The sequence below is a fragment of the Ruegeria sp. AH12 genome (assembly GCF_056541465.1).
Genome location: NZ_JBQFYL010000004.1, coordinates 167,101 through 193,509 on the forward strand (window position 1 = coordinate 167,101; position 26,409 = coordinate 193,509).

A 26,409-nucleotide genomic window follows, 5' to 3' on the forward strand; every position below is an offset into this window, starting at 1 on the left:
ACAATTTGGGCACTGGGGCGGTGCCGGTGACTCGTACATTGTGAAGGGGCAAAGCCATGCCGAGAAGAACCGACATACAGTCGATTATGATCATCGGGGCGGGGCCCATTGTTATCGGGCAGGCATGCGAGTTTGACTATTCCGGGGCACAGGCCTGTAAGGCGCTGCGTGAAGAAGGCTATCGGGTCATTCTGGTAAACTCGAACCCCGCCACGATCATGACCGATCCCGGTCTAGCCGATGCCACCTATATCGAACCGATCACACCCGAAGTTGTCGCCAAGATTATCGAAAAAGAACGCCCCGACGCCTTGCTGCCCACGATGGGCGGACAAACCGGCCTGAACACCTCGCTCGCATTGGAAGAAATGGGCGTGCTCGAAGAATTCGGTGTTGAGATGATCGGCGCGAAACGCGACGCGATCGAGATGGCCGAAGACCGCAAACTGTTCCGCGAGGCGATGGACCGGCTGGGAATCGAAAACCCCAAGGCCGAGATCGTGACCGCCCCCAAGAACGCAGAGGGCAAGAAAGACCTGGAGGCCGGCGTGGCGCTGGCCCTGGAGACCCTTGAAACGGTCGGCCTTCCCGCCATCATCCGCCCGGCCTTTACGCTGGGCGGCACCGGCGGCGGTGTGGCCTATAACCGTGAGGATTATATCCATATTTGCCGCTCGGGCATGGATGCATCGCCCGTGGGTCAGATCCTGATCGACGAGAGCCTGCTGGGCTGGAAAGAGTACGAGATGGAGGTGGTGCGCGACACCGCCGACAACGCCATCATCGTGTGTTCCATCGAAAACGTCGACCCGATGGGCGTGCATACCGGTGACTCGATCACTGTGGCCCCGGCGCTCACGCTGACCGACAAAGAATACCAGATCATGCGCAATCACTCGATTGCAGTGCTGCGCGAGATCGGTGTGGAAACCGGCGGGTCGAACGTGCAATGGGCGATCAACCCTGTTGATGGCCGGATGGTCGTGATCGAGATGAATCCGCGTGTATCGCGGTCCTCGGCGCTGGCGTCCAAAGCGACCGGATTCCCGATTGCCAAGATCGCCGCAAAGTTGGCCGTGGGCTACACGCTAGATGAATTGGACAATGACATCACCAAGGTCACGCCCGCCTCATTCGAGCCGACCATCGACTATGTCGTCACCAAGATACCAAAATTCGCCTTCGAAAAGTTCCCCGGCTCTGAACCCCACCTGACCACCGCGATGAAATCGGTGGGAGAGGCCATGTCCATTGGCCGCACCATCCACGAATCGATGCAAAAGGCGCTGGCCTCTATGGAATCAGGCCTGACCGGTTTTGATGAGGTCGAAATCCCCGGTTTGAATGTGGGTGTCTGGGACGCAGCGGACGACAAGGCTGCCGTGATCAAGGCGATCAGCCAGCAAACTCCGGATCGTCTGCGTACCATAGCACAAGCGATGCGACACGGCCTGAGCGATGACGAGATTTTCGGCGTTACCAAGTTCGACCCCTGGTTCCTGTCCCGTATCCGCGAGATCGTCGAGGCCGAGCAAGAGGTCCGCAAAAACGGCTTGCCGATAACCGAAGAAGGCATTCGCAGGCTGAAGATGCTGGGCTTCACCGATGCGCGTCTGGGTAACCTGACCGGTCGGGATGAGGACAATGTCCGCCGTGCCCGTCGCAATCTGGGCGTGACCGCCGTCTTCAAACGCATCGACACCTGCGCCGCCGAATTCGAAGCGCAGACGCCCTATATGTATTCGACCTATGAGGCGCCAATGATGGGCGAGGTTGAGTGCGAGGCACGCCCCAGCGACCGCAAGAAGGTCGTTATCCTTGGCGGCGGCCCGAACCGGATCGGTCAGGGGATCGAGTTCGATTATTGCTGCTGCCACGCCTGTTTCGCGCTGACCGACACGGGGTATGAGACCATCATGGTCAACTGCAACCCCGAGACGGTCTCGACCGACTATGACACCTCGGACCGTCTGTATTTTGAACCGCTGACCTTCGAGCACGTCATGGAAATTCTAACGAAGGAACAGGAAAACGGCACATTGCATGGCGTCATCGTTCAGTTCGGCGGCCAGACCCCGCTGAAACTGGCCAACGCGCTAGAGGCCGAAGGCATTCCGATCCTCGGCACCACCCCGGATGCAATTGACCTGGCCGAAGACCGCGAGCGGTTCCAGGCTCTGGTGAACGATCTGGGTCTGAAACAGCCGAAGAACGGCATTGCCTCGACCGATGCCGAAGCGCTGGCCATTGCGGATGAGATCGGGTTCCCACTGGTGATCCGCCCCTCTTACGTTCTGGGTGGCCGCGCGATGGAAATCGTTCGTGATGTGGACCAGCTCAAACGCTACATCAACGAGGCCGTGGTGGTTTCGGGTGACAGCCCTGTTCTGCTGGACAGCTACCTGGCAGGTGCGGTTGAGCTAGATGTGGATGCCCTGTGTGATGGTACCGACGTTCACGTCGCGGGCATCATGCAGCATATCGAAGAGGCCGGAGTGCACTCAGGCGACTCGGCTTGTTCGCTGCCGCCCTATTCGCTATCGAAAGAGATCATCGCGCAGATCAAGGATCAGACGTTCAAACTGGCCAAGGCGCTGAACGTCGTGGGCCTGATGAACGTTCAGTTCGCGATCAAGGATGACGAGATCTATCTGATCGAGGTGAACCCGCGCGCCTCGCGCACCGTGCCCTTCGTCGCTAAGGCCACCGATAGCGCAATTGCGTCCATCGCGGCGCGGTTGATGGCGGGCGAGAAGCTTTCGAACTTCCCGCAACGCCCGCCCTATCGGGAAGGTCAGGACACCAAGATCGCCGATCAGATGACACTGGCCGACCCGGACATGCCTTGGTTCTCGGTGAAAGAGGCGGTTCTGCCCTTCGCCCGGTTCCCCGGTGTCGACACCATTCTTGGCCCCGAAATGCGCTCAACCGGTGAGGTCATGGGCTGGGATCGTGACTTCCCACGCGCATTCCTCAAGGCTCAGATGGGCGCTGGCATGGTCCTACCGACATCGGGCCGCGCGTTTATTTCGATCAAGGATGCCGACAAAACCCCCGCGATGCTCGAAGCCGCACAGGTTTTGTCCGCACAGGGCTTTGCCCTTGTCGCCACCCGCGGCACGCAAAGCTGGCTGGCGGAACAGGGCGTTGCCTGCGATCTGGTCAACAAAGTCTATGAAGGCCGCCCGGATGTGGCAGACATGCTGAAAGACGGTCAGGTGCAGCTGGTGATGAACACAACCGAAGGCGCCCAGGCGGTTGAAGACAGCAAGGTCATCCGTTCCGTCGCCCTCTACGACAAGATCCCTTATTTCACCACAGCCGCCGCCAGCCACGCCGCCGCACTGGCCATCAAGGCGCAGGCCGAAGGCGATGTCGAGGTACAGTCACTGCAGGGGTAAATTCCCCAAAGAGTAGAGCAAAACCCCCGGTCGCGAACCGGGGGTTTTTCATTTAAGCAGCGGATTGCTCGGCCGCCTGAAGCCGCTCATCCCGCTTGAAAAACAGCATGTAGAACACGGGTGCGGCGACCATCGTCAAGACGGTAGCAAAGGCAAGACCACCCATAATCGTCACCGCCATCGATACAAAGAACGCATCTGTCAGTAGCGGGGCCATGCCCAGAATCGTGGTGATCGCGGCCAGCATGACCGGGCGCAGACGCGAGATTGAGGCTTCGATGATCGAGTCCTGTAACGGTTTGCCGGTTGCGCGGACCAGATCGATTTCCTCAACCAGTACAATGCCATTCTTGATCAGCATCCCCGACAGGCTCAGCAGACCCAAAAGCGCGGTAAAGGTGAAGGGCAACCCGGTGCCCAACAGGCCAATCACCACTCCGTTCACGGACATCGGTACCAACAGCCAGATAATGATCGGTTGACGGATCGCGTTGAACAACAGAACTGAGATCAGTACCATGATCAATAAGCTGAGCGGCAGTTGCCGCCCGAGGCTTTCTTGCGCATCACGAGAGTTCTCAAACTCGCCGCCCCATTCCATTTTGTATCCAGGTGGCAGATCAATAGCCTCAATCGCATCTCGAACCTCAGAATGCACCTGAGCTGCCGTGAAGCCGGGCGGAATGTCGGCGCCGACCGTGATGGTTAGAACACGATCGCGCCGGTGGACCAAAGTGTTCAGCGAACGGTATTCAAAACCATCCACCATCTGTTCGATCGGAACAAAACGCTGCGATTGATCGGAATATACCACCTGATCGACGATCGAATATTCGCCATCGGCCGGGCGACGCAGGATAATCGGGATCAGGCGGTCTCGCTCACGTAGCACGCCGCCCGTGATCCCGTCGGTTGAGAACTGCAAGGTCGCTGCGATGTCTTCCCGCGTCACCCCAGCCGTCTGCGCCCGTTCGGTCGCATAGATCGGTTGTATCGCAAGCTCTTGCTCGCGCCAGTCATGAGAGATGTTCAACGCATTCGGCGAAGTGGACGCCATGCGCTGCACCGCTTCGTCTGCCAGTTGCCGCAGGATCACCGGGTCGCTGCCCGAAAAACGTGCCTGGATCGGGTCGCCGCCGCCAGGTCCAAAGACCAGCCGCTTGGTCCGGAACTCACCTTCGGGGAACTGGACAGAGCCAAACTCTTCCAGATCAGCCTGCAACAGCGGGATGTCCTCCAGCGTTTCGGTACGGATGATCATATGACCATAGCTTGGGTTCGGGTCCTCTGCCGAATAGGTCAGCATAAACCGCGTAGCCCCCTGCCCGACAAAGGTTGTGACCGAAACGACATCATCCCGTTCATTCAACCACTCTTCGAACACGGCCATGTCTTCGGCGGTACGGGCGACGGTTGTACCTTGCGGCAGTTTGTAGTGCACGAAGAACAGCGGTGTATTCGAATCCGGGAAAAACTGTTGCTTTACAAGCCCAAAACCGGCGTAGCATGCGACAGTGACTGCAACCAACCCAACAACAACCAGCCACCTCAACCGCAATGCACCGCGCAGGATCGATCCGTAGATTCGGAACAGAATCCCGCCATAAGCGTCTACGTCCCCCTCTGCACCCTGTTTGAAGAAATAGTGCCCCAACATTGGTGTCACTGTGATCGCCAACACCCAGCTGAGCAGAAGTGAGATCCCAATCACCGCGAATAGCGAGAAAAGGAACTCTCCGGTTGCGTCCGAACTCAGGCCGATACCGGCAAAGGCCATGATCCCGATGACCGTCGCACCAAGCAGCGGTATTTGCGTTTTTGAAGCGACCTCTTCCGCCGCATCGCGAGAGGGTTTGCCACGCAGCATGGCAATCTGCATCCCCTCGGCGACAACGATGGCGTTGTCGACCAGCATCCCCATCGCAATGATCAATGCGCCAAGCGAAATCCTCTCCATCTCAATCGAGAACAACGCCATAAAAAGCAGCGTGCCGACCACAGTCAGCAACAGAGTCGACCCAACAACAACGGCGGCCCGCCAGCCCATGAACAGGCCCAACACGGCAACCACGATGGCTACCGACATCGCTAGGTTCACCAGAAAGTCATTGGATGCCTGCTCGACCACAACATGCTGCTGATAGATCGGCAGGATGTCGACACCATAGGGGATCGCGATATCAAGCTCAGCAAATTTTGCGTCTACGCGTTTGCCGACTTCGACGATGTTTTCGGTCGACAGACCCGCCACACCCAACGTAAAGGCCTCGACCCCGTCAAACCGGATGATTACGTCAGGGTCGGTCTGCCGCGCGCGGTAGACGTTGGACATATCAAACAGGTTAATCACCTGCCCCTGCGAACCAACCGATAGCCCGGCGATAGCGGACACGCTGTCAGACCCTTCGGCCGTTAGAATCGTGGTGCGATCATCGGCTGACCGCACCGACCCCGATGCGTTGACGGAATCGGCGTTGGAAATCGCCTCGTTAATCGCCTGAATCGGAACGTTCTGATTGACAGAAATCGCAAGATCGGGCTCGATAAATATCGCCTCTTGCGGCAAGCCTTGAACCTCGACATCCGCAACGCCAGACACGGTCAGCAATTCGCGCCTCAGAAAGGTCGCCAGTTCATGCTTTTCTGCGTCCGAAAACCCCTCGGCTGTGACCGCATAGAACAGACCGAACACATCCCCAAAACCGTCATTGACGAAGGGCTGGTCGACCCCCGAGGGCAGCCCACGCGCCGCATCGCGTATCTTGGCACGCAATCGGGTCCAGACGGCGGGTAGCTCGGTGCCATCATAGGTGGATTTGATCTCAACCTCGATCAGGGATCGCCCGGGCTGATTAACTGACGTGATCGTGTCCACCTCACCCATCTGCTGAATGGCCGATTCAAGGGGCTCGGACACTTCCAGCGCCACCTGTTCGGCCGTCGCACCAGGGTACTGCGTGACAATAACGGCGTTTTTGATGGTAAAGGCCGGGTCTTCCAAGCGACCCAATGACAGAAACCCCCAGATACCACCGAACAAGGCAATGAGGATGATCAGCCACGTATAGATTGGCCGGTCAATCGAGGCGCGCGCGATGTTCATATCTCAGCCCCTCAGTTGGCGAAGCCGGTAAAGCGGCGCACCGCCTGACCATCTTTCAGCACAGCCCCTCCCGCGACGACAATCTCGTCGCCGCTGGACAAGCCTGTCAGCACCCGAACATCGCCCGACTGGGTTGGCTCGATTGTAACGGGCACACGGCGCACGGTGCCCTCATCGGCGCCAGCAGGGGAAAACACCATCACTGAGAGCGCGCCGCTGGCGTCAGCGACAATAGCGGTTGCGGGAATTGTAATGCCCCGATTGTGATCCTGTACCTGCGCAGTCACGGTCACAGAGGACCCAGGTAGAATCTGCAGACCCTCAGGTGGGGTCAGGCCGAACTGAATGCGAAAGGTCTGCCCGACGCTGGAGGATTCGGCATCAAATTCGCGAATCTCCAAAGGAAACACTTCATCGCTGACCGGGAACTTCGCGGTCAGGACAATGTCATCCTGCTGCCCGGTACGCTGAAATAGGATTTCCGGCACATCTACTTCGATCCGCAGCTCGGACATATCGTGGATCCGCACAATGGGCGTACCCGACGAGACAGTTGTAAAGGCTTCGACCGCACGGCTGGACACCAGCGCATCGAAGGGAGCGGTTAGGGTTGCATGTTCCAGCTCGTATTCCGCATCGCGAAGGGCGATAGCCGCCAACTGGGCGTCAGTCACGGCGTCATCGACGGCAACCTGGCTGGCAGTTGTTCCGCGCAGGCGTGACAAGCGGGCTTCGGTCCGGTCTGCCTGTTCCTTTTGCAGCTTTGCCCGATCCAAACGCAGCTGAAAGGGTTCCTGATCAAGGCGCGCAATCAGCTGGCCCTTGGGGATGACAAACCCTTCGGTGACCGGCATTTCGACAATCTGACCTGACACCTGAAAGGCCAGATCGACGGTCTGCCGCGCCGCGACGCGCCCGAAGAACTGGCGTGAAAACCCCGGCATCGTCTCCTGCACCAGCATCAACTTAACTGGCTTGGCGACATCTTGTGCAGCCAGTGGCGACGAAAGAACAGTCAGGGCAAGGCCCAGAGAAGTCAGCAATTTCATTTCTTCAGTCCCTCGGGAATTCCCGTTTTCAGAATGGTATCACGGATTTTATGCGCCAGTTGCGCAAATTGAGCGGTTTCGTCCGCATTCAGACCCGAGGCACGATGGAACAATGCCCCGGCTTCGGCGACCAGCATGTTTCGGGCATCTTCGCCTTTCGGGGTCAAAACTAACAACCAGGCGCGCCGATCCATTGGGTCACGCTCCCGCTTGAGGTACCCCGACTTCTCCAGCGCATCTGCCGTCGCCGTGATCGTGGACGGAACGGTCAGCATATCAGCCGCTAGAACGCCCATACGCTTGGGTTGATCCAGCTTGATCAACATGTGGCATTCGGGATGGCTCAGCTCTGTTTCGATGCTCTCAAACGCCTCTTCCAGTTTCCAGTACAGGGCATAGACCCCCATTATGGACTGAATTTCAGGACTCAGGCGGCAAAGTCTTTCGCTGACATCTTCTGACAAAGGATTTCTCCACTTAGGTGGTCGCCATATACTTCATTATCTGAACTATTCAAGTTATGAAGCTGCGCTAAGGCAAGCTCGCGCTCATTCCCTTGGGTCAACTCCCCTTGATCAAAACCCCTGGTGACTGCATTTTAGGCGGATTCGAAACTTTCAGGACCCGTCATGCATACGCCCGCCATCACCGGTACTGGTGTTTTCACGCCAGAAAACGTCATCACCAACGCTGAGCTTGTTCAAGCGTTCAACGCCTATGCTGATAAGCAGAACGCCGAAAACGCCGAAGCCATTGCTAATGGTGAATTGGAACCGATGCAGCATTCCTCGGAAGAGTTCATCGTAAAGGCCTCTGGCATCGAAAACCGCTATGTCATGGACAAGACCGGCGTCCTTGATCCGGACAAGATGTACCCAGCACTGCGTCAGCGCAGCGATGATGAACCGGGTATCATGACGGAAATGGCCATCGACGCTTGCAACAAAGCACTGGCGCAGGCCGGGCGCACGGCTGCGGATGTCGATCTGGTCATTTGCGCGGCTTCAAACCACGAACGGGCCTATCCCGCGGTTGCGATTGAAATCCAACAAGCCCTGGGCATTGACGGGTTCGGGTTCGACATGAATGTCGCCTGCTCATCGGCCACATTCGGCATTCAAGCCGCGGCTGACATGGTGCGGTCTGGTTCAATTCGGGCTGCGCTGGTGGTGAATCCCGAGATATGTTCGGGTCATCTGGAATGGCGAGATCGAGATTGCCACTTCATCTTCGGCGACGTGGCAACGGCAACTCTGATCGAACGGATCGAGGACGCACAAGGGCCTCATTTCGAGATTCTCTCGACCCGCTGCGCCACGGCATTTTCCAACAACATTCGCAACAACAACGGCTTTCTGCGCCGTTCGCGCCCCGACGGGATGGATGATCGCCGCGACATGCAGTTCATGCAGAACGGGCGCAAAGTCTTCAAAGAAGTGCTGCCAATGGTCAGCAAACATATAAGCGATCACATGAGCGCCGAAGGCGTTGGCAGCGAAGACCTCAAACGTCTTTGGTTGCATCAGGCCAACAAGACCATGAACGATTTTATCGGCAAAAAGGTTCTGGGCCGTGAGCCGGAAGCGGATGAGCAGCCCAACATCCTTCAGGATTACGCCAACACATCATCTGCCGGTTCGATTATCGCGTTCTCAAAGCATTCGGACGATTTGGAAGACGGAGATATCGGCCTGATCTGTTCGTTTGGCGCTGGCTATTCGGTCGGATCGGTGATCGTGAAACGCCACATCTGACTAGGGTCCTGGCACATCTGTCACGCGGAAAATCTGGAACACCGCGTCAGCGCTGGTAGGTATCTCCACCACGTTTTCTGGCAACTTGTCCTGGATCATACCTGCCGGGAACCCAACGCCATCCGAGACGCTGGACCAGTACTCAGCCCGAGGATGGGACTTGCAGATCAGAATGTAGTCCACGCCCAGTTCGCTGAGGCGCGGACCAGCATCGGTCGATTCGGACCGGAACAGATCAATCTGTGCCAGCATACCGGCCTTGTTCCGGTGATAGTTCCCCGCCAAGACCGAATGATCCGTGTATCGCAGGATCTGAGCGGCATAGTCGAAATCAGCGAGGATGAAACCCGGCTCAAGCTCCTGCAGCGGAAGAATGGCCTGCTGGGTGTTACATTCAAAAGCCGGTGCCGCTGTTTGCTCAGCCCCCGGTTCGTCCGAGGCCGTTTGGGGCGCAACACGATCCTCAATCGCGGAACCCGTTTTCGGTGACATGAAGACGACAAACAGAATCATCAGAATCCCAAGGGCCGAGCGGCCCTCGGCCCTGTATCTGCGATACATCACGGCCAAGACCTGCGCCTGTACGGCGACCAGTGACATGGTGAGGAACGTCATCAGTCGGGACTGATACAAGAACAGAACAAGCCCCGCAGCAATCAGGCTCAGAAACAGTGTGTATTCAATTTTCGCATCGCTCCTTCGGATGAACATCACAGATGCAAGGATCAGGAAAATCGAGATCAGGATCAGGGCAATCGTCTCACCTGCATGTCTTTGCAGGACCATCAGAACGTTCTGAGATTCGGTGATCTGGCTAAGCCAGAATTGCCTGATGGCCAGCGGCATTTGATCAATTGGGTTTCCAAGACAATAGGGTGCATAAACATACGCCGCGAACACCGCGACGGCTGCAACCAACACAAGGCTTGTGAAACGCCCCCAGACAGCGCTTTGAGAAGTTAAGGCAGCTGCAACAAACAATCCCAGCGCTGCCAGGCTAAGTGGCAATGCGACGCTGAGCGTCAGAGCATCGCAGCCTGGATAGAAGAAACTGGTGCGGCTGGCCGTCACAAGGATTGCCACCGACAAACTCGCCAAAATCCCAAGGCACATCGCGATGGTTGTGCGCCGGGCCTCGGCCCCCGTTAGGGCCCAGTCGAGCGCCGCAAAAACTGCGATCAAGGAAATCTGCGCCAGCGACTCAGTGCCGATCGACAGGGACAGTGCCAGACACGCACCCAACCACAAGCCGGCGTACCGCCTGTCTAGCCGTTGTGCAAAGAACATCAGTGCTGCCGCAAACAGCAGAATCTGCAAACCGTGGTGATCAAAGGAATACTGATCGAACTTGCCTGAGTTCAGCAGGGCCAAAACGCCAAAAAGCAGCGCTGCAACCGCCCCTTCACGCTCGCCCAACGCGCCGCCTGTGGCTGCAAAAGCCCAAAGGGTGAGACCCGCCAGCAAGGTAGGCCAGACAAAGCCGGTAACCGCAAAGGCGGCTTCAGACGGCAGGAACAAAGCGCCGAATTCATATAGTGCCAAAATCGGTGCATCCACGAACCGGGACCAATGCATCAGCGTCCCTTCGCCTAGACCCAAACGATGCTGATAGGGATCGAACCACCCCTGCCCGTTTCGCAGATCCTGAACCGAGACCCAGCGCATGAAATCATCCGGCCCATCAATCGGGCCCGCCAAAGTCATCAAGGCGACAAGGATCACCAAAGCAAACCAGTACAGGCGGAAAACCAACCTGTCGGACAGGATGCTATACGCCTCATGCCGTGTGTTCATTTTGGATTGCCTTTGACCGACCTGCCTTGGTCGCTTTCATATCCACCAGAAATGACGGAATTGAGGCACCAGGCATCCGCACCAGAGCCTTGGCGCATCACGGGGGGTCGCCCCTTACTCAGCTGACGCTTTCTTCTTCCAGATGCAGCTTCATCTCGATCAGGACCTGTTGCAGAAGGCTGGTTTCTTTCAGCAAACGCTTGGCCTCGTTCACGGTGATGATACCGTCTTCGATAGCGGCCTGGTATTCTGTCATCAGCATCGCAAAACGCTGGCTCAGTGCGATGACATCCGAGTTTACGCCGCCCGTACGAGGGGCATCAGTGTTCCGTCCATCATAGGACAGTGTGATGTTTTTGAGATCAGCCAACGCCGAGGTGACATGCGGATAGGATGCGGCGTTTTCAAGTCGGGCGACCGCATCCACGGGCATGAACCGGTCGGCATGTTCCGCGTTGTCGGAATAATACCGGCCAAGTGTGGCCTTGGATTTTCCGGTGATCTCGCAGGCCGCCTCGATTCCGACGTCTTTGACCAGCGCCTCGGTGTGTTTCTTCAGATAAGCCCCGATATCTGCCATTGTTTTACCTTTGTTACCTGCATCCGCTCTTCCACCGCTCAAATTGGGGGAAAGCGCCGGGAAATTTCCCATAACAGAGTCATAATTGAAATGTCATACATTGGCTATCCCTCAGATATGCGGGGGATTTTGTGAGTGAGTGGCGGCAGTTCCTGCCGGTAACGAGTGAACGTGAGGCAAGATTATTGGGTCTCACGCTGTTCAGGCCTAATGAAGGCCGATAGCGTCGCTGTTGTAGGCGCATGGGTTCCATCCCCAAAGAGCCTGTGCTCGACCTTTGCAACTGCAATGGCGGCGTCTATTCTTTCAGGTGTTTTTCTGAAGCCTTGTTCCGTCCGCCGATGCGATTTAGACCCGGCCCATGGCAAAGCTGTATTTTAACTATTCAACCATGAACGCGGGCAAATCGACCGTGTTACTGCAGGCCTCGCACAACTATCGTGAGCGCGGCATGGAAACTTATTTGATGACGGCAGCCGTTGACGGGCGCGCCGGTCAAGGCCGTATCGCATCGCGTATCGGGATTTCGGAACAGGCAGACACCTTTCGGCCCGATGATGATGTGTTTGTGATGATTGATGCCCGCTTGAAACGCGGCGCCGTCGCTTGTGTCTTCATTGATGAGGCTCAGTTTTTGTCTGAAGATCAAGTCTGGCAACTGGCCCGCGCGGTCGATGACCTGAATGTCCCGGTTCTGGCCTACGGGCTGCGCGTCGACTTTCAGGGCAAGTTGTTTCCCGGCTCTGCCGCACTGTTGGCCCTGGCCGATGAAATGCGCGAGGTTCGCACCATCTGCAAATGCGGGCGCAAAGCCACAATGGTGATTCGTCAGGACGCGAACGGCAATGCCATCATGGAAGGCGCGCAGGTGCAGATCGGCGGGAATGAGACCTATGTCTCACTTTGCCGCAAACACTGGCGCGAGGCTGTCGGCGACTAGGGTCTAGAGCCGACTCAAAGTGTGTTCAGTGCATACGGCCGCCCAGAGGAACATTTCCATCCGGTCCGATCAACATGATCTCACCGCTTTCGTCGGGCAGACCCAGCACCAGCACTTCGGACATAAATTTGCCAATCTGGCGCGGCGGAAAATTGACCACGGCCATGACCTGTTTGCCCACCAAAGTGGCGGGATCGTAATGGGCTGTGATCTGGGCCGAGGTTTTCCGCTCACCAATCTCATCACCAAAATCGATCCACATCTTGATCGCGGGCTTGCGGGCTTCGGGATATGGTTCGGCACGGATAACCTCACCAACCCGGATATCTACTTTCAGAAAGTCATCAAAGCTGATTTCAGGCACGAGACAATTCCTTCGACCGATCGGTCGCAGCTTTGACCGCGCGGTGAAGAAGATCGGGGAAGCCATCCTCTTCGTCCATCAACACCTCAAGCGCAGCCTGAGTGGTGCCGTCGGGTGAGGTGACGTTGACGCGTAGCTGCGTCGGGTCGTCTTCGGCAGCGATGGCAAGCGCCCCTGCCCCGGCAACCGTGGACTTCGCCAGTTTCATGGCCAGATCATCCGGCAACCCTTGCGCTGCACCCGCAGCCGCCAGTGTTTCAATCAAATGGAACACATAGGCCGGACCTGAACCGCTGACACCGGTGACCGCATCAATCTGCGCCTCTTCCGACAGTCGGACGGTTTCGCCAATCGCAGCAAGAAGGTCCTCGGCCAGGTTCAGGTCCTCCTCGCTTACATGCGCATTGCCAATCATCGCCGTGATCCCCCGCCGGATCGCCGCCGGTGTGTTGGGCATGGCGCGAATGATCGGGGTGCCTGCGCCCAAAACACTCTCGAATGTTGCAATCGACGTACCCGCGGCGACAGACACGAACAGGCTGCCACCACCGCCCAGCACCTGAATGGCAGGCAGAGCATCCCCCATCATCTGCGGTTTAACGGCAACCAGAACAACAGCAGGCGCGTTCGGCAATGTAGTGTTGATATGAACGCCCTGCGCCCGCAGCCAATCTGAGGGATAAGGATCGATCACCCAAACGGATGAAGCGGGCAGACCGTGTTCCAGCCAACCCGCCAACATCGCGGACCCCATCTTTCCGCAACCCAAAAGCACCAGGCCGTTTTCGGCCACGCGCGACATGTCCATGATTGCCCCTCCCCTTACATATCGGTTCGGGGCAAAGCTTTACGCCCGGCCGTATGCCTCTGCAATGGCAACCTGTATCGCATCTTCCGGATCGCGATTGCCCCATGTGACCAGTTGAATTGCGGGGTAGTAGCGTTCAGCGCTCATGACCGCAGCTGAGATCATGGTGTTGATCTGATCCGGGCTGGCCATCTGGCCACCAGCCAGAACCAGGCCATAACGGTAGACCATCAGTTTCTGGTTTGCCCAGTAGGTGAATGCACCGGCCCAGCACTGATCATTCATCTTGTTCAGCAGTTCATAAAGCTCGCTCTCACGCTCGGATGGGGGTTCCATCTCGAACGAACAGACCATGCGCAGTGTTTCGTCATAGTTCGACCAGGCCAACGTGATCGAATATGTCCGCCACTGCCCTTCAACCGCCATAGCAATCTGATCGTCCCCAATACGATCAAAATCCCAGTCGTGATGTTCGGCCAGGTGTTCAACAATATCGATTGGATGAAGGTCTTCTTCGAGAAACTGCTCGGAAAGGGCCATAATGCCACCTCACTAATCTCTAGCATGTTGGGGCTGGCAGCGCCCCAGCGCTAGTTGCCTGCTCTACAAGCCGGGCTTCCCCCGTAGGCCTGTACTAAATATGGTGCGACGCGAGGCGAGTTCTGGCAACCCTATTTCTTGGGGATAACAGCAATAAGTTGTGGACAGCTGGCAACGACGATCAAAATATTGGCGTTGGATGCAGCTTTGTCTTGATTAAATCCTGCAAGGCGGCAAGATGCACAACACCGCACAAACCGGGAAAGGTCTGCGCGGTGCTCGGTGTTTTCAGAAAATCAAACGTGTGGGCGTTACTTGTCCTGTTTCGCCTCAAGCGCGGCTATGCGGGCTTCGAGCGCCGTGTTCTCCTCACGCGCTTTCTGAGCCATCGCGCGCACCGCATCAAACTCTTCCCGCGTTACGAAATCCCGGTCTGCCAACCAGCGGTCCAGCATTGATTTCATCGCGTTCTCGGCCTCTTCCCGTGCGCCCTGCGCCACGCCCATGGCGTTGGTCATCAACTGAGAGACATCGTCGAGGATCTTGTTGCGGGTTTGCATGGCTTTACTCCAATAGCGCTGTTGTTCTCTATATGGGGAATGTTTGGCGCAGGCTCAAGGTTGACTTGCCATGCAAACCCCGGGCAATGAGACGCACATGCAGGCTGTTCTGAATTTCCCCGATCTGTCGCCCGAACTCTTCTCGATCTCTCTATTCGGGATGGAATTCGCCCTGAGGTGGTACGCGCTGGCCTATATCGCTGGTATTCTGATTGCCTGGCGTATGGCTATCATTGCCTTGCGGCGACCTGCGTTGTGGCGCAACAATGCACCGCCGATGCAGCCCGAACAGCTGGAGGACCTGATGACCTGGATCATTCTAGGCGTCATCCTCGGTGGGCGCCTTGGTTTCGTTCTGTTTTATCAACCAGCCTACTACCTAACGCACCCGGTGGATATTCTTAAGGTCTGGCAAGGTGGTATGGCCTTTCATGGCGGTCTGTTGGGGGTTATTCTTGCGTCTTACCTCTGTGCGCGTCGTCATGCCCTACCGATCCTGTCGTTGGGCGATCTGGTGGCCTATACAGTGCCGCCCGGGCTATTGCTGGGACGTCTGGCCAATTTTACCAATGCCGAATTATGGGGCCGCCCGAGTGAGCTGCCTTGGGCTGTGATCTTCCCCGGCACTGCCGCGCAGGATTGCCCCGGCGTCGTTGCGGGCTTTTGCGCGCGTCATCCATCGCAGCTTTATGAAGCCGCGCTTGAAGGGTTGATCTTGGGTGCCGTACTTCTGTGGCTGGTCTATCGCCGCGGTGCCTTTCGAAAACCCGGCCTGATCATGGGCGTATTCCTTGCGGGCTATGGCGCCTCACGGTTCATTGTCGAATTCTTTCGGCAACCGGATGCTCAGTTCGTCTCACCCGGCAACCCCTTGGGCCTGGCCTGGCATGTCGGAGGCTACGGTCTGACAATGGGTCAGGCATTATCGCTTCCCATGATCGCTATTGGTCTGTGGTTTGCTCTGCGTGCCCGGCGGGTGGCATGACGCTAAAGGACCATCTGATCGGTCGCATTCACCATGACGGCCCAATGAGCGTGGCTGACTTCATGTCCGAATGCCTGCTGCATCCCACGCTGGGTTACTACAACACGCGCGACCCGTTTGGGGCGGAAGGGGATTTCATTACCGCCCCCGAGATCAGCCAGATGTTTGGGGAACTGATCGGTCTGTCACTTGCACAAAGCTGGATGGATCAGGGATGCCCAAGCCCGTTTACACTGGCCGAGCTAGGCCCCGGACGCGGGACTTTGATGTCCGATATCCTGCGCGCCACCCTGCAGGTTCCAGGATTTCGCGAAGCAGCGCAGATTTATCTGGTCGAAGCTTCGCCCGCGCTTAGACAGGTTCAGGCGAAAACGCTGGGCCAGTACACGCCCAACTGGATCGGTACCGCCACCGAACTGCCCGAACAGCCCCTGTACTTGGTCGCCAATGAGTTCTTTGACGCCCTGCCCATTCGCCAGTTCATCCGAGAGGGCGAAGGTTGGCGTGAACGACGGATTGGCGTGACTGAAGACGGTCTTGCATTCGGTCTGGGACCTAATGCGCCTCAGATTGCCTTAAACGACAGGCTTGGCGACACCAAGGATGGCGACCTTGTCGAACTGTGCGCGACCGCAACCCCGATCGTGACGGATATCGCCAATTGCATCGCCTCCCATGGCGGATTGGCTTTGATCATCGACTACGGCGATTGGCGCTCGCTGGGCGATACGCTGCAAGCCGTTAAGGCGCATGAGAAAACCAGACCATTGGACGATCCGGGGCAATCCGATCTGACCGCGCATGTCGATTTTGAGCGGCCGGCAATGGCCGCCCGTGCTTCAGGATGCGCGCATACCCGGCTGACGCCACAAGGCGTGTTTCTGGAACGATTGGGGATCACCACACGCGCGCAGGCATTGATAAGAAACCTGAACGTGCCAGAGCAGAAACGCCTTATCAGCGCACATCGCCGGTTGACGCATCCTGATGAAATGGGAAACCTGTTCAAAGTGCTGGGCCTGTACCCTGCACAATCAGCACCACCGCCGGGACTGGAGCCATGACACTGGAAATCTTGACCTCCGACATGCTGTCGCCCGTGCGGCACGGGTTCTTTACACGACGGGGCGGCGCTTCCTCTGGTATTTTTGCCGGTTTGAATTGCGGGCACGGATCGTCGGACCAGACACAAGCGGTTGCCCTGAACCGGAACAGGGTCGCGGCGGCCATGGAAGTGGCGCCTGAACGGCTGATTGGCATTCATCAGGTCCATTCACCAACCGTTCTGACAATTGATGCACCGATTCAGGGTGAGAAACCCAAAGCTGATGCAATTGTTACCGCGACCCCCGATCTTGCGCTGACCATACTGACCGCCGATTGCCAACCGGTTCTGTTTGCCGATCCGGAGGCTGAGGTTATCGGTGCCGCCCACGCCGGTTGGCGCGGGGCGCTGGACGGGGTGCTGGAAGCAACGCTTGACGCGATGGAGGCGTTGGGGGCGCAACGTGCAAACATCCGCGCGGTAATCGGGCCATCCATCTCGCAGCGCGCCTACGAAGTCGGGCCGGAATTTCTGGATGATTTTCTGGCAGAGTCCCCGGATAACAGCCGTTTCTTTGCAAATGGGCAGGAAGATCGGATGCAATTTGACCTGCCAGCATTTGGGCTTCACCGGCTGCGCCGGGCTGGCGTTGGCCAAGCCGAATGGACCAGGCATTGCACCTATTCCGACCCTGACCGGTTCTATTCTTACAGACGCGCAACCCATTCGAAAGAAGCGGATTACGGACGTTTGATTTCTGCGATCCGGTTATAGAAATAGTTCCAATTAAGGCGAAACCGCCACCTTTCCGCCACAATCATTGTGTTTATCTGAAGGCAGAATCGTAGTGTTTTTGCCAGTGTTCAGATCGTTACCTGACGTCCACACAAGTGGGCTCTGGCGCTTCAAGTTGGAGGAGTTGCCAAACTTCACTTTCAGTCCTGATTTTATCCCGGATAAGCCACAACTCTGCCGCAAAACGGCGTGATCTTGGTGGCATAAGGGAAAAAGGGCAGTAAGCCCTGTCAATACAGGATCAGAGAATGAAATCGAAAACTCGCTTTCTAAACGCGGTTTTAGCCGCGACGCAGGACCAGAATCTGGAAATGCCATGGAAACGGGTTTCAAGCCATTCTGTCAGGGTCGCGCGCCGGTTGATGGCGCGACGCTGAACCAGAAAACCACCAGGGCCAAGCTGCCGGTCCTGCGGTGGAGCGCATCGGGCATGCTCCGACCCGGTGCACGTGGGATCGCCGTACAACGGCGATCATGTGTTCAGGAGTGTGTGTGCGGGCAATTTGCGCCCGCAAAGTACGAGTTTGCCTGGGGGGTCAATGTGTTGACCAATGGAAAGCGAAGGTTTTGTCGCTGTGCACCGCCGTCATGGGCAGTGCCCAAGGGTCCCTCATTTATTTCAAGGCAAAGAACGATTCCGTTGGACGGGCCTGTACGGGGGTATGCCTCGTCTGTTCGGAGATTAGAAAGGAAGGAATATAAGTGACTATTCCTGGCTCACTAGCCCGTGCGGCCCGTAATGCGGTTGATACATCCGCGTTGCTGCGCGAGGTTCCAAGACAAGCATCGAAGCCAAAGGCGCAACTGCGCCGGTATGAAGTAAGCACTCTGCTCGACAATGGGGATGTCGCGCAGACACGTCATATCGCACCAGCATTACCCATGTTCGAAGACGCATTTTGCGCCTTTTCGCGTGGATCGCTGGTGGAAACCGAACATGGCCCTATGGCAATTGAAGACCTTATGCCGGGGGATACCGTTCTGACCCAAGATGGGTCGTCGGAAACAGTCGTTTGGAAAGGGTCAGTCACTCTGATCCCGGGGCGCGAAGATTCGTATGGGCGCACACGTCCTCTGACACGGATCATGGCGGATACGTTCGGCATGCAGAAGCCTCTGTCCGGTGTGATCGCCGGCCCGGCAGCGCGATTGCTAGGCACGCCGGGCCACTTGCGGCACATTTATGGGGACGGACCGGTTCTGACACCAGCGTCAGAGTTTCAGGACGGCATGAACGTTATTGAAACAATGCCGCCAACTCCGGTAGAGCTGTTTCACATTTGCCTGAAGAAGCATTCGGTCATTCGCGTTGATGGGTTGCAGTTTGAAACCTATCATCCAGGGGTAAACGCAGTTCGTTTGATCAGCCATTCTCTACGGTCGATCTATTTGAATCTGTTCGCGCATGTCGAAACACTGAACGATTTCGGCCCGTTGCTGATGCCGCGCGCCGGAGACGGAGAGGTCGACGCTCTGACGGCGTGAAATTTACATACTACTGCAGAGCGGGGGCATCATGCAGATTTTACTAAGCTGGATTGTATCCTTGGCGGTGGCGGCAATGCTGCCACCCTGCCAGCCACATCCAAAACAGACGCGATTCACGCGGTACGGTTCATACGCTCTTCCAGAACGTCGAATGGTACGCCTGGCTCGTCTTTTGCGCCTCGGATAACAAGCGAGGTTTTGACGCTGGCCACGTTCGGCGTGGTCAGCAATTCACCGGTCAGGAATTGCTGAAAACTGCTCAGATCGGGGGCGACGCATTTCAGAATGAAATCCACTTCGCCATTTAGCATGTGGCATTCACGGACAAGCGGCCATTCGCGGCAACGTTCTTCGAATGCGCGCAGTTCAGATTCAGCCTGACTGTCCAAGCCGACCATGGCAAAAACCTGGACTTCGAATCCCAATTCACGCGCGTTTACCGCAGCGTGGTAACTGTTGATGTAGCCTGAGTCTTCCAAAGTGCGCACACGGCGCAGACACGGCGGCGCTGAGATACCGACACGTTTTGCAAGCTCAACATTGGTCATCCGACCATCAGCCTGCAGCTCTGCCAGAATCTTGCGATCAATCTCATCCAGCCGTGTGGTGACCATAAAATGCTCCTGATTTTTCGGTTCTTATATCAGCACCCACCGCTTGCGCAATAATCTTTCGCTGTTGCGCAATATTCTTTGTTTTCAGATCGCAACTACCACCAAGCCCCTGCCCCATTCGTGAACAGGAAAGGGCTTTAAGCCCTGCGCGCACGCCGCTATATCGGTGCGACGGGCGAAACGCCCAAGTCAGGCAGTTCGAGCGGGGGTACCATGGCCGAGACACGACATACCAAGGTTCTGATCATCGGATCGGGACCCGCAGGATATACCGCAGGCGTATATGCCAGCCGGGCCATGTTGGAACCCATTCTGGTGCAGGGCATCGAACCAGGTGGTCAGCTGACCACCACGACCGAGGTCGAGAACTGGCCCGGCGATACCGAGGTTCAGGGTCCTGATCTAATGGTACGCATGCAGGATCACGCCAAGGCCATGGGCTGTGAGGTGATCGGCGATATCATCAGCGATCTGGACCTCAGCAAGCGCCCCTTTACCGCCAAGGGCGACAGCGGCACCATCTATACTGCGGATGCGGTTATTCTAGCCACTGGCGCCCGCGCCAAATGGCTTGGTCTGCCATCGGAAGAGAAATTCAAAGGCTTTGGCGTCTCGGCCTGTGCAACCTGCGACGGTTTCTTCTATCGCGGGCAAGAGATCGTTGTGATCGGCGGCGGCAACACGGCCGTGGAAGAGGCTTTGTTCCTGACCAACTTTGCCAGCAAAGTGACCCTGATCCACCGCCGGGATGAGTTGCGCGCCGAAAAAATCCTGCAAGATCGCCTGTTCAAAAACGAAAAGATCGAGCCCCTTTGGTTCCACCAGTTGGAAGAAGTCGTTGGCACGGATGCGCCACTGGGGGTTGAAGGTGTTCGGGTCAAGAATGTCCAAACCGGTGAAATCTCTGAGATTCCCTGTAAGGGGGTGTTTGTAGCCATCGGTCACGCACCCGCCAATGAGTTGGTCAAAGACACATTGGAAACACACATGGGCGGCTATGTCGTGACCAAGCCAGGCTCGACCGAAACCTCAATCCCAGGCGTGTTTGCAGCGGGCGATCTGACCGATCACATCTACCGCCAGGCCGTGACCAGCGCGGGCATGGGCTGCATGGCCGCCCTGGATGCCGAGCGTTTTTTGGCCGAACAGGAATAGCGTGGCGCGCAGAGGTTTCGGGGCACGTCGAAACCTCTGTCCTTTTACCTTCGGCGGTTCAGGTCGGCTTGACCCGCGCAAGCCCGCCCCTCACACTCCACCCTAACGAAGCATTCGCGGGTACCGGCATTGGATAACGCACTTTGGCGCGGCGGGTGGGCAGCCCAGCTACGGATTGGCAGCGGCCTGATCCTGTTTGTTTTTGCATTTTTTCACTTCATTAACATCGGGCTAGGCCTGTTTCACACCGATTACCTGCACGGGATGCAGGATGGTAGACAGGCGATCACCCGGCACAATGTCATCAGCCTCCTATTCTATGCCGCGCTGATCCTTCACGCAGCCCTTGCGGTCATCTCGATCATCCAACGCAGAACCTTGCGGATGCCTTTCAGTTCGGCATTGCAGGTTGTGCTCGGGTTATTAATCCCGCTGCAATTGATTTCGCACATCGTGCATACCCGCGTCGCGCATGAGGTGTTCGACGTCAATGATGAGATGGGGTACATCATCATACTGATGTGGCCTAGCTCAGCCATCTGGATGCAGAGCCTGCTGCTGCTGATCGTCTGGATACATGGCTGTATCGGCCTTCATATGTGGCTGCGCCTGACCAGTTGGTGGTCAAAAACTGTTCCCTATCTGATCGGCGTGGCGGTTTTTGTACCCTCTTTTGCCTTGGCCGGTGTCTTAACTGAGGGCCGGCGTATCTGGGTGGATTTCGCAGATGAATTTCTGCGCGAGCAATACATTGAGCACTATAACTGGCCATCGCCTGAAACCTTCGGCGTCCTGCTTGCTATGAAGAACAACGCCGTTCTGGGCTTTCTGTTCACGCTCGGCGCATGCGGGATCTTCTTTCTGGGCCGCAAGCTTTGGCGTCGCAGGCATTCGGTGCGGGTCGCCTATGCGCAAGGCCCTGATGTGGTTGCAGAAAAAGGCATGACATTGCTTGAAATATCTCAAGCCAACGGCATCCCACACACGGCGCTGTGCGGTGGCAAGGGGCGTTGTACCACATGCCGTGTCATTGTCGAAGATGGCGGCGATGGGCTGGATGCCCCCAGTGAGGTCGAGGCCCGCAGCCTGGCAGCGGTGGGTGCCTCGCCCCAAACCCGGCTCGCCTGCCAAATCCGCCCAACCGACCCGCTGACTGTGTTTCGCGTCTTTCGCCCGGATGGCGAGCGGAATCGAGGGCACGCCAGCCAAGGGCAGGAACGGCAATTGGCCGTGCTGTTTTTGGATATGCGGGGTTTCACGGCGCGTACGACCGGGCAGCTTCCTTACGACATCGTCTTTCTGCTGAACCGGTTCTTTGACGCCATAGTCCCGGCCATCACGGATGCGGGCGGCGTGGTCGACAAATACATGGGTGACGGGTTGTTGGCCGTGTTTAACAAAGCCAACGCGGCCGACTCTGCCAAGTCGGGGCTAGATGCCGCGATTGAAATCAGCCTTGCTCTGGATGGTTTCAATCAACGCCTCGCAGCCGAAGGCAGCCCGGGCATTCGTATCGGAATGGGTCTGCATTTAGGTGATCTAGTGCTGGGTGAAATCGGCGCCGCAGGGCACGCCTCGCAGACCATTATAGGCGATGCTGTCAATGTCGCCAGCCGCCTTGAAAGCGAAACCAAAGCACTTGGGGTCGAACTGCTGGTATCAGAGGAATTGTTGCAAGCGGCGGGGGTTGCGATCGATCCCGAGCAGATCCAATTGTTCCAACTGCGCGGCGTGACCGAGCCGGTTCCCGCTGTGCCTGTCACACGTGCCGCAGAGCTAAGCGACATCACCGCCAGAGAAGAACAGGTATCCTCTGCCTGATTGGATCGCGTTATTGAAACAGAACCTCAGTCGCCTTTGGAATTGTGCACCGGAAAATCCTTCCATTTCCGGGGAAATCAGCGCATATCGTCCTTTGTTTCGCGACGGTGGTGGACTTCGGGTAAGAGTCGGGGCAAATCCGCCCCGAAACGGCCGAGAATCACCGGCAAATTTACACTGTGACAAGAGTATTCTGATGACGATGTTAAGCAATCTGGCTCCGATCCCCGAACTGTATGTGTCATATGACTCGGCGCAGAAGTTAAAAGTTGAAGCCGCCGATCTGACAAGCTGGGACCTGAGCCCGCGGCAAATCTGCGATCTGGAGCTGTTGATGAATGGCGGGTTCAACCCGCTCAAGGGTTTCCTGAGCGAAGCCGATTATGACAATGTCGTCGAAAACATGCGCTTGGCCGATGGCACCTTGTGGCCCATGCCCATCACACTGGATGTGAGCGAAGACTTTGCCGAAGGGATTGAGCTGGGCCAGGATATTGCCTTGCGCGATCAGGAAGGCGTGATCCTTGGCACCATGACTGTGACTGACCGGTGGACCCCGGACAAGTCGCGTGAGGCCGAGAAGGTCTTTGGTGCCGATGACGATGCACACCCTGCGGTTAACTACCTGCACAACGTGGCTGGCAAGGTTTATCTGGGCGGTCCCGTTGTCGGCATCCAGCAGCCGGTGCACTATGATTTCCGCGCCCGTCGCGATACGCCGAACGAGCTGCGCGCCTATTTCCGCAAGCTGGGCTGGCGCCGCATTGTGGCCTTCCAGACACGCAACCCCCTGCACCGCGCGCATCAGGAACTGACCTTCCGCGCCGCCAAAGAAGCGCAGGCCAACCTGCTGATCCACCCAGTTGTTGGCATGACCAAGCCGGGCGACGTCGATCACTTCACCCGCGTCCGCTGCTATGAGGCGGTGTTGGACAAATACCCAGCCTCGACCACGTCGATGAGCCTGCTGAACCTGGCGATGCGCATGGCTGGCCCGCGTGAGGCGGTGTGGCACGGCCTGATCCGCGCCAACCACGGCTGCACCCATTTCATCGTCGGGCGCGACCATGCCGGGCCGGGTAAAAACTCGGCTGGTGAAGATTTCTACGGGCCTTATGACGCGCAGGACCTGTTCCGCAAACACCAGGATGAAATCGGCATCGAAATGGTCGACTTCAAACATATGGTCTATGTGCAGGAACGCGCCCAGTACGAACCAAATGACGAAATCCTGGACAAGGATAATGTCACGATCCTGAACATTTCAGGCACCGAGTTGCGCCGCCGTCTGTCCGAGGGGCTTGAAATCCCAGAATGGTTCAGCTTCCCCGAAGTTGTCACAGAACTGCGCAAGACCAAGCCGCCGCGTAGCCAACAGGGCTTTACCGTGTTCTTCACAGGTTTCTCAGGGAGCGGCAAATCTACCATCGCCAACGCGCTGATGGTCAAGCTGATGGAGATGGGTGGCCGTCCGGTGACGCTGCTGGATGGTGACATCGTGCGGAAAAACCTGTCGTCGGAACTGGGCTTCTCGAAAGAGCACCGCGACCTGAACATTCGCCGCATCGGGTATGTAGCGTCTGAGATCACCAAAAACGGTGGCATCGCCATCTGCGCCCCGATCGCGCCCTATGCCACAACCCGCCGCGCCGTGCGCGAGGAGATCGAGCAGTTCGGGGCATTCTGCGAGGTGCATGTAGCGACCAGCATCGAGGAATGCGAACGCCGCGACCGCAAAGGACTCTACAAGCTGGCGCGCGAAGGGAAGATCAAGGAGTTCACCGGGATATCGGACCCCTATGACGTCCCGCAGAACCCTGAACTGAGCGTCGAGACCGAGAATGTCGAGGTCGACAATTGCGCCCACCAGGTCCTGCTAAAACTGGAAAGCATGGGCCTGATCGCCGGGTAACATATAAGAATACAGAAAGCTCCCGCCAAAACAGGGGCTTTTCTTCTCGGTTTAATCCAACACGCGGTTACATCTGATCCGGCAAATCCACCTGCCCACGCATCAGCACATGACCGCGCCCCGCAACCTTGATCCCAGTCATCGCATCATAGGGCCCAACGCGGGTTACCGTCGCTTGACCGGGGCGACCCATGTCATGCCCCTGTTCCGCGATGAAACTGTCTTTTGCCATCAACCCGTGTTTCCAAAGATAGGCAGCCATCGCACCAGTCGCTGATCCGGTAAACGGGTCCTCGGGCGGGCTGGGAGGGGCCAACAAGAGACGCGAGAATGTATCTCCCTCGGCTGTTGCGCCCTGCAAGGTTACCAGAAACGGCTCTGCCATGTCCGAACCGGAAAACCCGGCAGCGGCGGCAACCTTGCGCAACGGCTCCACATCAAGCCGTGCTGCGCGCAGCGCCTCATGATCTCGCAGAACCGTTATGCAAAAGGGCAGCCCGGTCGAAACGAACTGAGGCGGAGATATGATGGCACTTTCTGGCAGCCCGATGGTCGTGGCAACGAGGTCAGCAGGTACATGCGCACCGAATTCCGGCGCGACCTGGGTCATTTCGATCTCATCCCCATTCAGCTTAATCGAAACAATCCCCGCACCTGTTTCAAGTGTCAGAACATCGCCAGAGATCAAACCACGCGACCGCATCGCAGCCACCGTCGCGATTGTCGGATGTCCGGCAAAGGGGATCTCGCGACTGGCCAGAAAATACCGCACCTGGATATCGGCAACATCGGATGGCCCGGTGAATGTGCATTCCACCAGTGAGGTCTCGCGGACAAAGGCCATGCAAACATCTGCTGGCAGAACCGCGCCATCGTGGACAACGGCGCAGCCATTTCCACCAAAGGCGCGGTCACTGAAAGCATCCACCCAATCAAAGTCGAACCAGCTCATCGCGCGGCCTCCGAACACAGGAAAAAAGCGGCGGGGTTCGCCGGTTTCAAACCATCGCGCGCGTCATTGGGATTGTCACGCCCAAATCGGACGTCGCAGGGCCGTTCAGTGAACGGCCACCGGAGACAGATCATGCTGTCGCGCCAGAACAAAGGCCAGCTTGCGGTCGGCGACTAGCGCCAATTGCTGACCATCGGAATCGTGCACGGCGTAAAGCTGATCCAGGTCACCTGCCTGATCCTGCAGATCGCTTGGCAGATCGGCAACCTCGACCGTTTTGACATAAACGATACGGTCGCCTTCGGTGTTGATTTCAATCGGTGTATTCATTGCTCTTACCCCTTCCGTATGTTGATTGTCTGCACCACGGTTTCCGGTACGGCGCGGGTTAGATCCACATGCAGCAGACCGTTCTCCATGATCGCCTCGCCCACCTCGACACCATCGGCCAGCACGAACATGCGCTGAAACTGGCGCGCCGCGATGCCACGGTGCAGGAAGATGCGCCCCTCGCTATCGTCGCGCTGACGGCCCCGGATCACCAATTGGCGATCCTCGATGGTGATCGACAGGTCTTCTTCGGCAAACCCGGCCACAGCCAGAGTAATCCGGTACGAAAAATCCGACGTCTGTTCGATATTGTAGGGCGGGTACCCTTCGTTGCCGGCCTTTGCAGACCGTTCCAAAAGGCGTTCCAACTGCTCGAACCCCAAAAGATGCGGGTATGAGCCAAGAGTAAGTTTTGACAC

The 26,409-nt window shown here is 57.2% G+C and carries 24 protein-coding genes; 11 read left to right on the top strand and 13 right to left on the bottom strand.

Annotation, left to right across the window (positions count from 1 at the left end; translation table 11 throughout):
* Positions 1–56 precede the first annotated feature (56 nt).
* Positions 57–3,401 carry a carbamoyl-phosphate synthase large subunit gene (gene carB / locus ACR0EL_RS09650; protein ID WP_480499631.1) on the top strand — a complete coding sequence of 1,115 codons (3,345 nt, stop codon included), beginning with the start codon at positions 57–59 and terminating at the stop codon, positions 3,399–3,401.
* Between the two features lie 52 nt (positions 3,402–3,453).
* Here carB and ACR0EL_RS09655 read toward each other — a convergent pair whose 3' ends face one another.
* The 3 genes from ACR0EL_RS09655 to ACR0EL_RS09665 are packed head-to-tail and all read right to left on the bottom strand — an operon-like array spanning position 3,454 to position 7,960.
* Complete coding sequence (locus ACR0EL_RS09655; RefSeq protein ID WP_480499632.1) at positions 3,454–6,504, bottom strand: efflux RND transporter permease subunit; 3,051 nt, start codon at positions 6,502–6,504, stop codon at positions 3,454–3,456.
* 11 nt (positions 6,505–6,515) lie between these two features.
* Complete coding sequence (locus ACR0EL_RS09660) at positions 6,516–7,553, bottom strand: efflux RND transporter periplasmic adaptor subunit (protein ID WP_480499633.1); 1,038 nt, start codon at positions 7,551–7,553, stop codon at positions 6,516–6,518.
* The gene (locus ACR0EL_RS09665) at positions 7,550–7,960 is read right to left on the bottom strand and encodes a MarR family winged helix-turn-helix transcriptional regulator (protein WP_480499634.1); all 411 of its coding nucleotides are present in this window, start codon (positions 7,958–7,960) and stop codon (positions 7,550–7,552) included. Before ACR0EL_RS09665 ends, ACR0EL_RS09660 begins: the two co-directional genes overlap by 4 nt.
* 222 nt (positions 7,961–8,182) lie before the next feature.
* On the opposite strand from ACR0EL_RS09665, the gene ACR0EL_RS09670 reads away from it, so the two are divergent.
* On the top strand, positions 8,183–9,307 hold the full coding sequence (locus tag ACR0EL_RS09670) for a beta-ketoacyl-ACP synthase III (protein WP_480499635.1): 1,125 nt from the start codon (positions 8,183–8,185) through the stop codon (positions 9,305–9,307).
* On the opposite strand, the gene ACR0EL_RS09675 is transcribed toward ACR0EL_RS09670, so the two are convergent.
* Positions 9,308–11,101 carry a hypothetical protein gene (locus tag ACR0EL_RS09675; protein WP_480499636.1) on the bottom strand — a complete coding sequence of 598 codons (1,794 nt, stop codon included), beginning with the start codon at positions 11,099–11,101 and terminating at the stop codon, positions 9,308–9,310.
* A 118-nt stretch (positions 11,102–11,219) separates the two neighbouring features.
* Entirely contained in the window at positions 11,220–11,681 is a 462-nt protein-coding gene (locus tag ACR0EL_RS09680; protein ID WP_170536584.1) for a hypothetical protein, read from the bottom strand.
* A gap of 361 nt (positions 11,682–12,042) precedes the next feature.
* Here ACR0EL_RS09680 and ACR0EL_RS09685 point away from each other — a divergent pair, with 361 nt between their 5' ends.
* Positions 12,043–12,621, top strand: a complete 579-nt coding sequence (locus tag ACR0EL_RS09685; RefSeq protein ID WP_480499637.1) for a thymidine kinase — start codon at positions 12,043–12,045, stop codon at positions 12,619–12,621.
* 25 nt (positions 12,622–12,646) lie between these two features.
* On the opposite strand, the gene ACR0EL_RS09690 is transcribed toward ACR0EL_RS09685, so the two are convergent.
* The 4 genes from ACR0EL_RS09690 to ACR0EL_RS09705 form a co-directional block, all read right to left on the bottom strand.
* The gene (locus ACR0EL_RS09690; protein WP_480499639.1) at positions 12,647–12,985 is read right to left on the bottom strand and encodes a tRNA-binding protein; all 339 of its coding nucleotides are present in this window, start codon (positions 12,983–12,985) and stop codon (positions 12,647–12,649) included.
* The gene (gene proC, locus ACR0EL_RS09695) at positions 12,978–13,793 is read right to left on the bottom strand and encodes a pyrroline-5-carboxylate reductase (protein WP_480499640.1); all 816 of its coding nucleotides are present in this window, start codon (positions 13,791–13,793) and stop codon (positions 12,978–12,980) included. Before proC ends, ACR0EL_RS09690 begins: the two co-directional genes overlap by 8 nt.
* Before the next feature lie 39 nt (positions 13,794–13,832).
* Entirely contained in the window at positions 13,833–14,333 is a 501-nt protein-coding gene (locus ACR0EL_RS09700) for a type III secretion system chaperone family protein (RefSeq protein ID WP_170536283.1), read from the bottom strand.
* A 311-nt stretch (positions 14,334–14,644) separates the two neighbouring features.
* Complete coding sequence (locus ACR0EL_RS09705) at positions 14,645–14,893, bottom strand: accessory factor UbiK family protein (protein WP_170536281.1); 249 nt, start codon at positions 14,891–14,893, stop codon at positions 14,645–14,647.
* A gap of 97 nt (positions 14,894–14,990) precedes the next feature.
* On the opposite strand from ACR0EL_RS09705, the gene lgt reads away from it, so the two are divergent.
* From lgt to ACR0EL_RS09730, 5 genes are all read left to right on the top strand, one after another.
* A complete protein-coding gene (lgt, locus tag ACR0EL_RS09710; RefSeq protein WP_480499642.1) occupies positions 14,991–15,878 on the top strand; it encodes a prolipoprotein diacylglyceryl transferase in 888 nt (295 codons plus the stop codon).
* Positions 15,875–16,942: a class I SAM-dependent methyltransferase gene (locus ACR0EL_RS09715; protein WP_480499643.1), complete on the top strand. Its 1,068-nt coding sequence runs from the start codon at positions 15,875–15,877 to the stop codon at positions 16,940–16,942. Before lgt ends, ACR0EL_RS09715 begins: the two co-directional genes overlap by 4 nt.
* Entirely contained in the window at positions 16,939–17,697 is a 759-nt protein-coding gene (gene pgeF, locus ACR0EL_RS09720; RefSeq protein ID WP_480499644.1) for a peptidoglycan editing factor PgeF, read from the top strand. The genes ACR0EL_RS09715 and pgeF overlap by 4 nt, the downstream gene beginning before the upstream one ends.
* Before the next feature lie 269 nt (positions 17,698–17,966).
* Positions 17,967–18,095 (top strand): hypothetical protein, encoded by a 129-nt coding sequence (locus ACR0EL_RS09725; RefSeq protein WP_353010457.1) that lies wholly within the window; start codon positions 17,967–17,969, stop codon positions 18,093–18,095.
* A gap of 325 nt (positions 18,096–18,420) precedes the next feature.
* Complete coding sequence (locus tag ACR0EL_RS09730; protein ID WP_170536274.1) at positions 18,421–19,203, top strand: Hint domain-containing protein; 783 nt, start codon at positions 18,421–18,423, stop codon at positions 19,201–19,203.
* A 116-nt stretch (positions 19,204–19,319) separates the two neighbouring features.
* Here ACR0EL_RS09730 and ACR0EL_RS09735 read toward each other — a convergent pair whose 3' ends face one another.
* On the bottom strand, positions 19,320–19,820 hold the full coding sequence (locus ACR0EL_RS09735; protein WP_170536272.1) for an Lrp/AsnC family transcriptional regulator: 501 nt from the start codon (positions 19,818–19,820) through the stop codon (positions 19,320–19,322).
* Positions 19,821–20,033: 213 nt separating this feature from the next.
* On the opposite strand from ACR0EL_RS09735, the gene trxB reads away from it, so the two are divergent.
* The 3 genes from trxB to ACR0EL_RS09750 all read left to right on the top strand — a co-directional run bounded on the left by trxB (position 20,034) and on the right by ACR0EL_RS09750 (position 24,708).
* Positions 20,034–20,975: a thioredoxin-disulfide reductase gene (trxB, locus tag ACR0EL_RS09740; RefSeq protein ID WP_480499646.1), complete on the top strand. Its 942-nt coding sequence runs from the start codon at positions 20,034–20,036 to the stop codon at positions 20,973–20,975.
* Between the two features lie 129 nt (positions 20,976–21,104).
* On the top strand, positions 21,105–22,796 hold the full coding sequence (locus ACR0EL_RS09745) for an adenylate/guanylate cyclase domain-containing protein (RefSeq protein WP_480499648.1): 1,692 nt from the start codon (positions 21,105–21,107) through the stop codon (positions 22,794–22,796).
* Positions 22,797–22,992: 196 nt separating this feature from the next.
* Complete coding sequence (locus ACR0EL_RS09750) at positions 22,993–24,708, top strand: bifunctional sulfate adenylyltransferase/adenylylsulfate kinase (protein ID WP_353010449.1); 1,716 nt, start codon at positions 22,993–22,995, stop codon at positions 24,706–24,708.
* 67 nt (positions 24,709–24,775) lie between these two features.
* Here the strand turns inward: ACR0EL_RS09750 and ACR0EL_RS09755 are convergent, their stop codons facing one another.
* The 3 genes from ACR0EL_RS09755 to ACR0EL_RS09765 form a co-directional block, all read right to left on the bottom strand.
* On the bottom strand, positions 24,776–25,660 hold the full coding sequence (locus ACR0EL_RS09755; protein WP_480499650.1) for a PhzF family phenazine biosynthesis protein: 885 nt from the start codon (positions 25,658–25,660) through the stop codon (positions 24,776–24,778).
* 105 nt (positions 25,661–25,765) lie between these two features.
* A complete protein-coding gene (locus ACR0EL_RS09760) occupies positions 25,766–25,990 on the bottom strand; it encodes a DUF1150 family protein (RefSeq protein ID WP_170536263.1) in 225 nt (74 codons plus the stop codon).
* Between the two features lie 5 nt (positions 25,991–25,995).
* Positions 25,996–26,409: an Hsp20 family protein gene (locus ACR0EL_RS09765; RefSeq protein ID WP_058275530.1), complete on the bottom strand. Its 414-nt coding sequence runs from the start codon at positions 26,407–26,409 to the stop codon at positions 25,996–25,998.

Excerpts from the sequence above, each read along its gene's own strand:
- ACR0EL_RS09755 (WP_480499650.1), bottom strand. The coding sequence starts at position 25,660 with ATGAGCTGGTTCGACTTTGATTGGGTGGATGCTTTCAGTGACCGCGCC.
- ACR0EL_RS09670 (WP_480499635.1), top strand. The coding sequence starts at position 8,183 with ATGCATACGCCCGCCATCACCGGTACTGGTGTTTTCACGCCAGAAAAC.
- ACR0EL_RS09680 (WP_170536584.1), bottom strand. The coding sequence starts at position 11,681 with ATGGCAGATATCGGGGCTTATCTGAAGAAACACACCGAGGCGCTGGTC.
- ACR0EL_RS09760 (WP_170536263.1), bottom strand. The coding sequence starts at position 25,990 with ATGAATACACCGATTGAAATCAACACCGAAGGCGACCGTATCGTTTAT.
- ACR0EL_RS09715 (WP_480499643.1), top strand. The coding sequence starts at position 15,875 with ATGACGCTAAAGGACCATCTGATCGGTCGCATTCACCATGACGGCCCA.
- ACR0EL_RS09660 (WP_480499633.1), bottom strand. The coding sequence starts at position 7,553 with ATGAAATTGCTGACTTCTCTGGGCCTTGCCCTGACTGTTCTTTCGTCG.
- proC (WP_480499640.1), bottom strand. The coding sequence starts at position 13,793 with ATGGACATGTCGCGCGTGGCCGAAAACGGCCTGGTGCTTTTGGGTTGC.
- ACR0EL_RS09700 (WP_170536283.1), bottom strand. The coding sequence starts at position 14,333 with ATGGCCCTTTCCGAGCAGTTTCTCGAAGAAGACCTTCATCCAATCGAT.
- ACR0EL_RS09655 (WP_480499632.1), bottom strand. The coding sequence starts at position 6,504 with ATGAACATCGCGCGCGCCTCGATTGACCGGCCAATCTATACGTGGCTG.
- ACR0EL_RS09705 (WP_170536281.1), bottom strand. The coding sequence starts at position 14,893 with ATGCAAACCCGCAACAAGATCCTCGACGATGTCTCTCAGTTGATGACC.
- ACR0EL_RS09685 (WP_480499637.1), top strand. The coding sequence starts at position 12,043 with ATGGCAAAGCTGTATTTTAACTATTCAACCATGAACGCGGGCAAATCG.
- ACR0EL_RS09750 (WP_353010449.1), top strand. The coding sequence starts at position 22,993 with ATGACGATGTTAAGCAATCTGGCTCCGATCCCCGAACTGTATGTGTCA.
- pgeF (WP_480499644.1), top strand. The coding sequence starts at position 16,939 with ATGACACTGGAAATCTTGACCTCCGACATGCTGTCGCCCGTGCGGCAC.
- ACR0EL_RS09665 (WP_480499634.1), bottom strand. The coding sequence starts at position 7,960 with ATGGGGGTCTATGCCCTGTACTGGAAACTGGAAGAGGCGTTTGAGAGC.
- ACR0EL_RS09725 (WP_353010457.1), top strand. The coding sequence starts at position 17,967 with ATGAAATCGAAAACTCGCTTTCTAAACGCGGTTTTAGCCGCGACGCAG.
- lgt (WP_480499642.1), top strand. The coding sequence starts at position 14,991 with ATGCAGGCTGTTCTGAATTTCCCCGATCTGTCGCCCGAACTCTTCTCG.
- carB (WP_480499631.1), top strand. The coding sequence starts at position 57 with ATGCCGAGAAGAACCGACATACAGTCGATTATGATCATCGGGGCGGGG.
- ACR0EL_RS09675 (WP_480499636.1), bottom strand. The coding sequence starts at position 11,101 with ATGAACACACGGCATGAGGCGTATAGCATCCTGTCCGACAGGTTGGTT.
- ACR0EL_RS09735 (WP_170536272.1), bottom strand. The coding sequence starts at position 19,820 with ATGGTCACCACACGGCTGGATGAGATTGATCGCAAGATTCTGGCAGAG.
- trxB (WP_480499646.1), top strand. The coding sequence starts at position 20,034 with ATGGCCGAGACACGACATACCAAGGTTCTGATCATCGGATCGGGACCC.